Here is an 11,316-nt window from a genome sequence, read left to right as displayed (position 1 = left end):
ATTAAATTAAATTAAATTAAATTAAAAATATCAATAGATATCTATGGATAACTAACTAAAGTTTCCAAGCAAGCTAGCGTAATGCCATTTTCTTTTAAAGCATTAAATAAACTGCTTGAAGATGCATGAGGGCAATTAAGTTTTTCTTTAATACGTAGAATGCGTTTGTGTTCACAGGCTTCTGAACATCCTTGAATATAACTAATTTCTTTAACCTTACAATGAGATAATAATAACCGAATAGTTATGATCTCTTTACAAGTGAATCGAATATTACCGAAACGCATATATTGATGGATATCTAATGGTTCAACCTCCTGTAACTCTTGATTTCCAATTGATTCTATTGGCAAAACTATATTTTCTCTTTGTGGCAATATAACACTATCATCCTTTTTCCATGTACTATGTGCATAATCCGATACTATAGGCCGGCATTTATAAATTGCTATCATGTCTTTTATTGATAGTTTTTTCTTTGAATTTATTGATGTTATTTCATAAACACCTCCATACTTAGTACAAAAATCCACTTTTAAAGCATTTTTATTTGATTTAGCCAAAGTGTTTTTATAAGAATTTGAATAATTAGCCCAATACTGAATTCCTGATGAAAGTCTTTCACTAATTATTTTATCTAAATCATCATCCCAATACATTAGCAACCATTCATAATTATTAGAAATTATACTAATTTCTTTATTTAAAATATCAATTCTAGAAAAAGAAAGATCAATATCATTCCAATCAAAATAATTAGAGAATAAATTCGATAAATTAGCACAAGATTTTTCTAAAAACTTGCTTTTAACATCCATAAGATTAACCTTAACATTGATTGTTTTTAAGTGACCACTTAAATCAATTAAGCATAAAAGTTCAAATCAATATATTTTTATCACATAAAAATAAACATTAAAAGGTTAGTTTAATATAACTATTAAAAAATAAACTTACCGTTTACATTAATAAGTGAAATTCAGTTAAAAATGTGAAAGTTAATTTCACATTAATTATTAAATATATTTAATTAACTATTAATTATTGGAGAAAATATGAAACCCGATTGGCATTCTGCGGATATCATTGCCGCAATAAGAAAAAAAGGCTCAACTTTGTCAGCGATATCTCGATCTGCTGGTTTAAATTCAGCCACACTTAGTAATGCCCTTTCAAGGCGCTGGCCTAAAGGAGAAAGAATTATTGCAGAATTTTTAGAGATAACCCCCGCTGAAATATGGCCATCTCGTTATATGAAAAAATAAATTATGAATTATGATGATAAATAATATTAAGCTAAATATAAACGGGCATTAACGCTGCCCGTTTATTAATTTTAAATGATTAACTCGATACTTTCAGTCCAATTAGGCCCGCGACTATTAAGCCTAAACTCAGCAAACGAAATATATTCGCTGACTCACCCAAGAAAATAATACCGACAATTGCGGTACCAACTGCACCAATTCCCGTCCAGATTGCATAAGCTGTTCCAGCTGGCAAATCACGCATTGCATAGGCTAACAGTCCCATACTTGCAATAATGGCAACAATAGTAATGATACTTGGTGTGAGTCGGGTGAAACCGTGGGTATATTTTAATCCAATCGCCCAAACAATTTCTAATAGACCAGCGAATAAGAGGATGATCCAGGCCATTGCCATTTCTCCTGTAAACTACTCAGGGTCGTCCCCATTATTTGAACGTAATTCAGGTCGTCCTGGACACGGTTGATTTGAGTATTTATTATAAACGTTCGCGTTCTAAGACTCAAGCCATGCAAAATAACATATAAGTCCAAATCAGTGACGGTAATTAACCTATTTATACTTTATTTTATCATCTAGCACAGTTGTCATCGCACTCTTGTATCACCAAGGGTAAAGTAGAAAGCATAATGTCGATTATTATTGAGAAAATAGCATGAGTTTCAAAGATATATTACTCGCCCTTTGCGTGGTGATTATTTGGGGCGTTAACTTTGTGATTATCAAACTTGGGGTCACCGCCTTACCACCACTATTACTTGGTGCGTTACGTTTTGCTTTCGTCGCATTTCCTGCGATTTTTATTTTTAAACGACCTAAAATTCCCTTTAAATTGCTGTTGTTATATGGGCTGACTATCAGCTTTGGGCAGTTTGCATTTCTTTTTAGTGCCATTAGAGTCGGAATGCCAGCTGGAATCACCTCTGTCATTCTTCAGTCCCAAGCCTTTTTTACTCTACTATTAGGGGCTATGATTTTAAAAGAATCCCTTCAAGCCACACATTTTATTGGTATGTTTATTGCTATTGCGGGACTCACTGTTTTAGCCAATGGAGCCACCTCTGGCGGGCTAGATGATATTCCATTCCTTGGGCTAATGTTTACATTAATTGCCGGATTATCATGGGCATGTGGAAATATCACCAATAGAATTATTATGCAAAACCAAGGTGAAAATAAGTGTAGTGCTCTCTCTCTTGTTAGTTGGAGTGCTCTAATTCCAATTATTCCATTTTTGCTGTGCTCATGGATTTTTGAAGGTGAAGACGCAATCGTTGAAGGGCTATCCTCTTTCAATTGGTCAATATTTGGCGTGATCCTATATCTTGCCTACTTATCAACTTTTATTGGCTATGGGCTATGGGGTGTACTGCTAGGACGTTACGAAGCATGGCGAGTTGCTCCCTTCTCGCTTCTCGTTCCCGTTTTTGGATTGAGTAGTAGTGCATTATTCCTTGGTGAACATATCAATAGCATACAAATTGCTGGCCTCATCTTGATTATGTTAGGTCTTATTATGACGCTTTTTGGTAAAAAAATAATCCAACGCTTAAGACAGGCTTAAATCTACATATTGAAATACCGGAGGTTTTATCTTCCGGTTTCTTTTTATGAATACCAAATATTCCCGCTTTTTTAATCAAAAAAACAAAAGATAGAATTAGATTTAAATATTGAAATAATTAATATTTTCAGAATTCAACCTTGTACCCATTTGTTTTCATAGTCACAATCCGAATAAAATCCAATAATTTACCCTTATTTAGTGATATGAACTGCAATTATTAAATTTACTTACAAGTTTCAACTTGGTGTCTCGTTTTAGCTACTTTTCCTTTCCTCTAAGTATGGTTATACCTTTCACAGTTTTACTTAAATTAATAATAAAAAACCAATAAATTAATAGACGGGGATAGCTATGGGTAAACAATTGATATGGATTGCTCTCGCTCTGCTTGGCGCTTTTTCGCTAGGTTATGTAGCCTTAAATCGTGGTGAACAGATAAACGCACTGTGGATTGTTGTTGCCGCAGTCTGCGTTTATCTTATCGCATATCGTTATTATGGTATTTTTATTGCCAAGAAAGTGCTTCAAGTTGACGAAACGCGCATGACACCTGCAATTCGTCATAATGATGGGCTTGATTACGTTCCAACAGATAAAAAAGTTTTATTTGGTCACCATTTTGCCGCAATCGCCGGTGCAGGTCCTTTAGTCGGCCCTGTGCTTGCTGCACAGATGGGTTATCTCCCCGGCATGTTATGGCTGCTTGCAGGCGTTGTGCTCGCTGGTGCGGTTCAAGATTTTATGGTGTTATTTGTATCAACACGCCGTGATGGCCGTTCTTTAGGCGAGTTAGTTAAAGAGGAAATGGGCAATACCGCGGGAATTCTCGCACTCATCGCCTGTTTTATGATTATGGTCATCATTCTAGCCGTTCTCGCCATGATTGTTGTAAAAGCTTTAACTCATAGCCCTTGGGGAACTTATACAGTTGCATTTACTATCCCTCTCGCTATTTTTATGGGAATTTATACACGCTATATTCGTCCCGGACGCATTGGTGAAGTTTCCATAATCGGTTTAGTCTTTTTAATCTTCGCAATTATTTCTGGAGGCTGGATAGCCGAAAGCGAAACATGGGCTCCTTACTTTGATTATACAGGTGTACAACTAACCTGGATGCTAGTTGGCTATGGCTTTGTTGCTGCTGTTTTACCTGTATGGTTATTACTTGCACCACGAGACTATCTTTCCACCTTCTTAAAAATTGGTACAATTATTGGTCTTGCTATTGGTATTTTAATTTTAAATCCTAGCCTGCAAATGCCTGCATTAACTAAATATATTGATGGTACAGGCCCAGTTTGGGCGGGCGACCTTTTCCCATTCTTATTTATTACCATTGCTTGTGGCGCAGTTTCTGGTTTCCATGCTTTGATTGCATCTGGTACCACACCGAAAATGCTCGCCAATGAAAATCAAGCCTGCTTTATCGGTTATGGTGGCATGTTAATGGAGTCATTTGTCGCTATCATGGCATTGGTCGCAGCTTGTGTGATTGACCCTGGTGTTTATTTCGCTATGAATAGTCCAATGGCAATGCTTGCACCTGCTGGAACACAAGATGTCGTGGTATCAGCTGCTCAAGTTGTTAGTAGTTGGGGTTTTCAAATCACACCTGATCAATTACATCAAATAGCCAATGATGTTGGTGAAAGTAGCATTATTTCTCGCGCAGGAGGAGCACCAACACTTGCTGTTGGTATGGCTTACATTCTACACGGTGCATTAGGCGGGTTGATGAACGTGGCATTCTGGTATCACTTTGCCATTTTATTTGAAGCCTTATTTATTCTTACCGCTGTTGATGCAGGTACCCGTGCTGCGCGCTTTATGTTACAAGATTTACTGGGTGTTATTTCTCCGTCCATGAAACGAACCGATTCGCTACCAGCCAATCTAATGGCAACCGCATTATGTGTACTTGCTTGGGGCTATTTCCTTCATCAAGGTGTCGTTGACCCACTTGGCGGTATCAATACCTTATGGCCGCTGTTTGGTATTGCCAACCAAATGCTCGCAGGTATGGCATTAATGCTATGTGCAGTTGTGCTATTCAAAATGAAGCGTCAAAGATATGCGTGGGTCGCCTTGGTACCAACATCTTGGTTATTGATTTGTACCATGACTGCTGGCTGGCAAAAAACCTTCAGTGAAGATGCACGAGTTGGCTTCTTAGCTGTAGCAAATAAATTCCAAGCAATGATTGATAGCGGTAATATTCCTGTGCAGTATACTGAATCACAATTGAATCAGTTAATATTCAATAACCGATTAGATGCAGGCTTAACCATATTCTTTATGATTGTCGTCGTCTTCTTAGCGCTATTCTCAATACGTACCGCGCTAAAAGCATTGAAGTCTGATGAGCCAACTGCTAATGAGGTTCCTTATGAGCCAATGCCAGCAAACTATAAAGATATCGTGGCCAATACACGCCATCATTAAGTTGGTTATCAATAATTAAATTATATGCGACAAAAAAGTCGATATCTAAAATAATTTGTGTTGTAGCTAGGCGGTAAGCGAGGATATCCTTAGGAGCATACATAAGTATGTGACTAAGGTAGCTGAGCGAAGCCAACAACGCTACAACACAAAATATGACGAGGATACAAAATGTTTGGAGCACTGGGTAATGCGGCACGCTATCTAGGCCAAGCGGCAAAAATGATGGTCGGTATCCCTGATTATGATAACTATGTTGCACATATGCAGGTAACTCATCCCGATCAAACACCGATGACCTACGAAGAGTTTTTCAAAGAACGGCAAGATGCGCGCTATGGCGGTAAGGGTGGGCCCAAATGTTGTTAATGCTCACTAGTTGAATTTTAAACATAAAAAAGCCGTGGTATTGAAGCCACGGCTTTTTGTCTTTCAATTCGATCGTGAAAAATTATTTTACGCGTGAAACGTATTCACCTGAACGCGTATCAACTTTGATAATTTCACCGATTTGAACAAATAGAGGAACCTTAACTACTGCGCCTGTGCTCAGCGTTGCTGGTTTACCACCTGTACCTGCTGTATCACCCTTCAGACCTGGATCTGTATCTGTGATTTCTAATTCAACAAAGTTTGGTGGTGTCACTGAAATTGGACGACCATCCCACAGTGTTAAAATACATTCAGCTTGATCAACTAACCATTTAGCGTTATCGCCAACGGTTTTTTCATCTGCCGCTAACTGTTCGAAAGTCTCATTGTTCATGAAATGCCAGAACTCACCGTCGTTATAGAGGTAAGTTAAGTTCATATCCATGACATCCGCACCTTCTGCAGAATCAGTAGATTTAAATGTTTTTTCCAACAATTTGTTAGAAATCAGTTTACGAAGACGCACACGTGCGAACGCTTGACCTTTACCCGGTTTAACAAATTCACTTTCAAGAACGACACAAGGCTCACCATCTAACATGATTTTAAGACCTGAGCGGAATTCATTGGTACTATAAGTAGCCATGGAGATCCTCTAATTTATAAACTAAAAATGGCATAGCCAAAAAATGGTCGATATTATAACTCAAAATACCCCATCCAGAGAAGTCTGGATACAACAACTTGCTGAAGCAATCACGGATCCTGATGAATTGCTGCAAATATTAAACTTGGAAAGCCACCAACCATCGAAAGAAGGTCATAGTGCACGTCAGTTATTTCCACTACGTGTTCCTCATCCTTTTGTCTCTAGAATGAAAAAAGGCGATCCATTAGACCCTCTACTATTGCAAGTGTTAACCGCAAAAGCAGAGTTCGATATACATCCCGGCTTTTCTGTTGATCCACTGGAAGAGCAAGATAATGCGATCCCAAGTTTACTGCATAAATACCACAATCGCGCATTAATGCTGGTTAAAGGTGGCTGTGCAGTAAACTGCCGCTACTGTTTTCGCAGGCATTTTCCTTATGAAGATAACAAGGGAAATAAAAATAACTGGTTAGTGGCGATGGATTATATAAAAAATCACACTGAACTCAATGAAATCATCTTCTCAGGTGGTGATCCTTTGATGGCAAAAGACAGTGAGCTCGATTGGCTGATTAGCCAACTTGAATCTATTGAGCATGTTAAGCGCCTTAGAATTCACTCTCGTTTGCCGGTTGTTATCCCTGAACGTATCACTGATGCCTTGTGTGATAGGCTGGCAAACTCACGCCTACAAGTCATTATGGTGACTCACGTTAATCATGCCAACGAAATTGATGCAGACTTTAGTGCTGCGATGCAAAAGCTTAAAAACGCAAAAGTCACTTTATTAAACCAAAGCGTCTTACTACGCCAAGTTAATGATAATGTCACCGCGCTAGCTAATCTAAGTAATACCTTATTTGATGCCGGAATTTTACCCTACTACTTACATGTGCTGGATAAAGTACAAGGCGCTGCGCACTTTCTCGTGAGCGATCAAGAAGCTAGGCAGCTTATCCAACAGCTACTTAGTCGAGTTTCGGGATATCTAGTACCCAAGCTTGCGCGGGAAATTGGAGGAGAGCCAAGTAAAACACTACTCGACCTCAATTTAAGGCAAAATTAAAATTGAAAAACGCCCGAATTACTGAGAACTATTGAGTAATCCAAAATCAAATAGTTTCAATCGGGCGTTATTAATTCATTTTAAGGGCACTTATAAACTTGGCCAATCATTTTACTGTCTACGGGTATGAAACTAGAAAGAATGGTTTCACTCGGGCTAGTTGCGCCAAAAATCACATTACCACCCATTGCTGCTGCTTTATTACGTAAATCGTTAGCAGCACTGCGCATAGCGCTAGATTCATTATTCACACCACTCAACCAGTTGCTTTGAGTCCCTGCGACCTGACCAAGAAGCTGGCAATCACTTCCAGGTTGATTTTCAACAAAACGAACTTGTGAGCCTGCTGAAGATAAATTAGTGGTTGTCGTACAACCTGCTAACAGCAGCAATGCAGCAGCACCAAGCAATACTTTAATTCGCATGTTTTCCCTCATTATTCATTATGTTTTTGCAGCTGGTTTGAAAATGCCTTTAGTTAATATCGTCCAATCATTTGTTTTATAACTCTATTTTATGAAACACTTAGATTTTCATCTACATTTCTAAACAGCGATAGAGTCAAAATTCACACCCTATTGGGCGATAAAATTCGAATGTCGTTAACGCGCTAACTAAAAGTAATCAATATTCACGTTTTCATATACCATCAGTCGAATAGAGTTTACCACAAAACCACCAATACACCCTGTTCTGTTCTTTACTTATTTAGACCATTTTTTACCTTACGCTAAATATAACCTGATGCACTACCTTTGCGCAAAAATAATTGCAAAGCACAATTGTTAGCAATAAAAAAACCGGCATCGCTAGGTAAACTAACAATGCCGGTCTTATTAGGCTTCACCATCTCTAGTGTCATCCACTAGAGCGATTAGAGCATAATGCAGCCAAATGGCTTACATCATACCGCCCATTCCACCCATTCCGCCCATACCGCCTGCACCTAAATCAGATGCATCTGATTTTGGCAGATCAGTAACCATAGCTTCTGTAGTGATCATCAGGCCTGCGATAGAACCTGCAAATTGCAGCGCTGAACGTGCAACTTTAGTTGGGTCCAAAATACCCATAGCAATCATATCGCCATAAGTATCAGTTGCCGCGTTGTAACCTTCGTTGCCTTTAGAAGCTTTAACGTTGTTAACAACCACAGACGCTTCAGCACCTGCGTTAGTTACGATTTGACGCATTGGTGATTCCATTGCACGTAATGCAACACGGATACCAACGGTTTGATCTTCGTTATCGCCTTTCATGCCTTCAAGCTTAGCAGCAACACGAACCAGTGCAGTACCACCACCAGCAACAACGCCTTCTTCTACTGCTGCGCGAGTTGCATGTAGAGCATCATCAACGCGAGCACGTTTTTCTTTCATTTCAACTTCAGTTGCTGCACCGACTTTAATGACTGCAACGCCGCCAGCTAATTTAGCCACACGCTCTTGCAGTTTTTCACGGTCATAATCTGAGGTTGATTCTTCGATCTGTTGACGGATTTGAGCAACACGTCCTGCAATTGTCGCTTCATCACCAACACCATCGATGATAATAGTGGTATCTTTATTAATAACGATACGTTTTGCTTGACCCAAATCTTCTAATGTTGCTTTTTCAAGCTCCATACCGATTTCTTCAGAGATCACAGTCGCGTTAGTCAATACAGCGATATCTTGCAGCATTGCTTTACGACGATCACCAAAACCAGGGGCTTTAACTGCGGCTACTTTCACGATGCCACGCATAGTATTAACAACCAAAGTTGCCAACGCTTCGCCTTCAACATCTTCTGCAACAATCAGAAGTGGTTTGCTTGCTTTCGCAACGCCTTCTAATACTGGCAATAATTCACGAATGTTAGAGATTTTTTTATCAACTAACAGGATGAATGGGTTTTCCAGCTCAACTGCGCCTGTTTCAGGTTTGTTGATGAAATAAGGAGACAGGTAACCGCGATCGAACTGCATACCTTCAACAACATCCAGCTCATCTTCCAGACCAGTACCTTCTTCAACAGTGATAACGCCTTCTTTGCCGACTTTATCCATTGCTTCTGCGATTAATTTACCAACGGTTTCGTCAGAGTTTGCAGAAATAGTACCAACCTGTGCGATTGATTTAGTATCTGAACATGGAACAGAAAGCGCTTTAAGCTCTTCAACTGCTGCAATAACGGCTTTATCGATACCGCGTTTCAAATCCATCGGGTTCATACCCGCAGCAACCGCTTTCAAGCCTTCAGTGATGATAGCTTGAGCAAGAACTGTTGCAGTTGTTGTACCGTCACCCGCTGCATCGTTAGCTTTAGATGCAACTTCTTTCAGCATCTGAGCACCCATGTTTTCGAATTTATCTTCTAATTCAATTTCACGTGCAACAGAAACACCATCTTTAGTGATAACAGGTGAGCCAAAAGATTTATCTAAAACTACGTTGCGGCCTTTAGGACCTAAAGTTACTTTTACTGCATCAGCAAGAATATTCACACCACGAAGCATTTTCGTACGTGCATCACTACCAAATTTAACGTCTTTAGCTGCCATTATCTCTTTCCTTCAAATTCTTTTCGTTAGTTGAGAAGTTTTAAGTGAAAATTACGCTTCAACAATCGCCAGAATATCGCTTTCTGACATGATCAACACTTCTTGATTGTCGATTTTTTCAGCTTTCACGCCATAACCGTCGTTAAAAATCACGATATCGCCAACTTTAACATCCAGTGCTTTAATTTCACCATTTTCAAGGATGCGACCGTGGCCTACTGCAAGGACTTCACCACGAGTAGATTTACCCGCTGCAGTTCCCGTTAAAACAATTCCACCCGCAGATTTTGATTCAACTTCTTTACGTTTAACGATGACACGGTCATGCAATGGACGAATTTTCATTAATAGTTCTCCTGTAAACAAAGTCCACACTAGGTAACGGACGATACCAGTATGTCTCAAATAAACTAGTACCCTGTTTGAACAGATTGGGGCTAGCGGAAGAGACTTCAAGGGGGGAGATAAAAATTTTTTGTTTTTATCTCCCCTATAAATAAAGAAAATTAATTCTTCGAGCGAGGGTCTTTATCTGAATCTGTCGATTTATTCGAACCATCGATAGTATCTGAATTATCAATAGTATAAGAAGCATCATCCTGCTTACGTTGAAATTCACCTTCAAAAACATCACCATTTTGTGGATGGCTTCTACCTGGATTATTAAAGCCATTTCCAGGCTGATAAAAACGAATATGTGGGATCAACCGCATGACGAATAATTTTTGAACAGGGGGTAGCAGTAATAGCAGACCAATAAAGTCAGTAAAAAAGCCTGGCACAATTAATAAAAAGCCCGCTAATACTAGCGCAACACTTTTAATCATTTCAGCCGCAGGACTTTCACCAGAAACTAATTTTTGCTGAATCTGCATAACATTTTTCATACCTTGATTCTTCACCAAGGAAACCCCTAAACAAGAGGTCAGAACAACTAAAAGGAGTGTCATTAACACGCCAACTTCAGTAGCAACTCGGACAAATATGACTGACTCAATGTAAATGAGAAGACATATCAATATTAGTGGTAACCAGCGCACAAGTTCTCCTTTATTTCAATAAGCTATCAACTATTTAATGCCTCTAGGGAAACCTTTGTGAACTGCATCTAAGAGACAACGTTCAATATTCGCTTTTTTCTTTAGTATAGCCATAATAATTGGGATGAATATAACGTATTTCAACTGTTGGTTTTTTTTAGTTAGTAGCACTTATCTGTGACTCAGATCACACATCGTGAAATCTGTTTCATAAATCAAACTATATAGTGATCTAGGTTCAAGGCATTATCTGTGTAAAAGCATATGATCTACCCATAAATCAGTAGAACATAATGCTGACAACGGAGTAATAGGTGTTAACCACCTGCAAAGTTTTGTTTCACGGTATATATATTTTTTTT

At 38.8% G+C, this 11,316-nt stretch carries 12 protein-coding genes; 5 read left to right on the top strand and 7 right to left on the bottom strand.

What is annotated here, in order from left to right:
* Nucleotides 1–41: 41 nt before the first annotated feature.
* Complete coding sequence (locus ACTH6U_RS14505) at nucleotides 42–818, bottom strand: hypothetical protein (RefSeq protein WP_441832489.1); 777 nt, start codon at nucleotides 816–818, stop codon at nucleotides 42–44.
* Nucleotides 819–1,055: 237 nt separating this feature from the next.
* Between ACTH6U_RS14505 and ACTH6U_RS14500 the strand changes: the two genes are divergently transcribed.
* Nucleotides 1,056–1,265, top strand: coding sequence for a helix-turn-helix domain-containing protein (locus ACTH6U_RS14500; RefSeq protein WP_441832488.1), 210 nt, complete (start codon nucleotides 1,056–1,058; stop codon nucleotides 1,263–1,265).
* A gap of 79 nt (nucleotides 1,266–1,344) precedes the next feature.
* Here ACTH6U_RS14500 and sugE read toward each other — a convergent pair whose 3' ends face one another.
* Nucleotides 1,345–1,659 (bottom strand): quaternary ammonium compound efflux SMR transporter SugE, encoded by a 315-nt coding sequence (sugE, locus tag ACTH6U_RS14495; protein WP_294109462.1) that lies wholly within the window; start codon nucleotides 1,657–1,659, stop codon nucleotides 1,345–1,347.
* 265 nt (nucleotides 1,660–1,924) lie between these two features.
* Here sugE and ACTH6U_RS14490 point away from each other — a divergent pair, with 265 nt between their 5' ends.
* From ACTH6U_RS14490 to ACTH6U_RS14480, 3 genes are all read left to right on the top strand, one after another.
* Complete coding sequence (locus ACTH6U_RS14490) at nucleotides 1,925–2,833, top strand: EamA family transporter (protein ID WP_294109453.1); 909 nt, start codon at nucleotides 1,925–1,927, stop codon at nucleotides 2,831–2,833.
* 354 nt (nucleotides 2,834–3,187) lie between these two features.
* Nucleotides 3,188–5,281, top strand: a complete 2,094-nt coding sequence (gene cstA / locus ACTH6U_RS14485) for a pyruvate/proton symporter CstA (protein ID WP_441832487.1) — start codon at nucleotides 3,188–3,190, stop codon at nucleotides 5,279–5,281.
* Nucleotides 5,282–5,452: 171 nt separating this feature from the next.
* Complete coding sequence (locus tag ACTH6U_RS14480; RefSeq protein ID WP_434719831.1) at nucleotides 5,453–5,650, top strand: YbdD/YjiX family protein; 198 nt, start codon at nucleotides 5,453–5,455, stop codon at nucleotides 5,648–5,650.
* A gap of 82 nt (nucleotides 5,651–5,732) precedes the next feature.
* Here ACTH6U_RS14480 and efp read toward each other — a convergent pair whose 3' ends face one another.
* On the bottom strand, nucleotides 5,733–6,299 hold the full coding sequence (gene efp / locus ACTH6U_RS14475) for an elongation factor P (RefSeq protein WP_294109430.1): 567 nt from the start codon (nucleotides 6,297–6,299) through the stop codon (nucleotides 5,733–5,735).
* A gap of 43 nt (nucleotides 6,300–6,342) precedes the next feature.
* Here efp and epmB point away from each other — a divergent pair, with 43 nt between their 5' ends.
* On the top strand, nucleotides 6,343–7,371 hold the full coding sequence (gene epmB, locus ACTH6U_RS14470; RefSeq protein ID WP_441832486.1) for an EF-P beta-lysylation protein EpmB: 1,029 nt from the start codon (nucleotides 6,343–6,345) through the stop codon (nucleotides 7,369–7,371).
* An 80-nt stretch (nucleotides 7,372–7,451) separates the two neighbouring features.
* On the opposite strand, the gene ACTH6U_RS14465 is transcribed toward epmB, so the two are convergent.
* The 4 genes from ACTH6U_RS14465 to ACTH6U_RS14450 form a co-directional block, all read right to left on the bottom strand.
* Nucleotides 7,452–7,796 carry a DUF4156 domain-containing protein gene (locus ACTH6U_RS14465; protein ID WP_294109412.1) on the bottom strand — a complete coding sequence of 115 codons (345 nt, stop codon included), beginning with the start codon at nucleotides 7,794–7,796 and terminating at the stop codon, nucleotides 7,452–7,454.
* 474 nt (nucleotides 7,797–8,270) lie between these two features.
* Nucleotides 8,271–9,914, bottom strand: coding sequence for a chaperonin GroEL (groL, locus tag ACTH6U_RS14460; RefSeq protein ID WP_294109402.1), 1,644 nt, complete (start codon nucleotides 9,912–9,914; stop codon nucleotides 8,271–8,273).
* Between the two features lie 51 nt (nucleotides 9,915–9,965).
* Nucleotides 9,966–10,259, bottom strand: coding sequence for a co-chaperone GroES (locus tag ACTH6U_RS14455; RefSeq protein ID WP_294109395.1), 294 nt, complete (start codon nucleotides 10,257–10,259; stop codon nucleotides 9,966–9,968).
* 161 nt (nucleotides 10,260–10,420) lie between these two features.
* Nucleotides 10,421–10,954, bottom strand: a complete 534-nt coding sequence (locus ACTH6U_RS14450; RefSeq protein WP_294109376.1) for an FxsA family protein — start codon at nucleotides 10,952–10,954, stop codon at nucleotides 10,421–10,423.
* Nucleotides 10,955–11,316: the final 362 nt, after the last annotated feature.

Source organism: Providencia sp., from assembly GCF_052096715.1.
Lineage (GTDB): Bacteria > Pseudomonadota > Gammaproteobacteria > Enterobacterales > Enterobacteriaceae > Providencia.
Note: the sequence above shows the minus strand (reverse complement) of the source record. Positions and strands in the feature narration are given on the sequence as shown.

Bases quoted from the DNA above. Each gene is read 5' to 3' on its own strand.
- ACTH6U_RS14505 (WP_441832489.1), bottom strand. From the start codon at position 818: ATGGATGTTAAAAGCAAGTTTTTAGAAAAATCTTGTGCTAATTTATCG.
- ACTH6U_RS14500 (WP_441832488.1), top strand. From the start codon at position 1,056: ATGAAACCCGATTGGCATTCTGCGGATATCATTGCCGCAATAAGAAAA.
- sugE (WP_294109462.1), bottom strand. From the start codon at position 1,659: ATGGCCTGGATCATCCTCTTATTCGCTGGTCTATTAGAAATTGTTTGG.
- ACTH6U_RS14490 (WP_294109453.1), top strand. From the start codon at position 1,925: ATGAGTTTCAAAGATATATTACTCGCCCTTTGCGTGGTGATTATTTGG.
- cstA (WP_441832487.1), top strand. From the start codon at position 3,188: ATGGGTAAACAATTGATATGGATTGCTCTCGCTCTGCTTGGCGCTTTT.
- ACTH6U_RS14480 (WP_434719831.1), top strand. From the start codon at position 5,453: ATGTTTGGAGCACTGGGTAATGCGGCACGCTATCTAGGCCAAGCGGCA.
- efp (WP_294109430.1), bottom strand. From the start codon at position 6,299: ATGGCTACTTATAGTACCAATGAATTCCGCTCAGGTCTTAAAATCATG.
- epmB (WP_441832486.1), top strand. From the start codon at position 6,343: ATGGTCGATATTATAACTCAAAATACCCCATCCAGAGAAGTCTGGATA.
- ACTH6U_RS14465 (WP_294109412.1), bottom strand. From the start codon at position 7,796: ATGCGAATTAAAGTATTGCTTGGTGCTGCTGCATTGCTGCTGTTAGCA.
- groL (WP_294109402.1), bottom strand. From the start codon at position 9,914: ATGGCAGCTAAAGACGTTAAATTTGGTAGTGATGCACGTACGAAAATG.
- ACTH6U_RS14455 (WP_294109395.1), bottom strand. From the start codon at position 10,259: ATGAAAATTCGTCCATTGCATGACCGTGTCATCGTTAAACGTAAAGAA.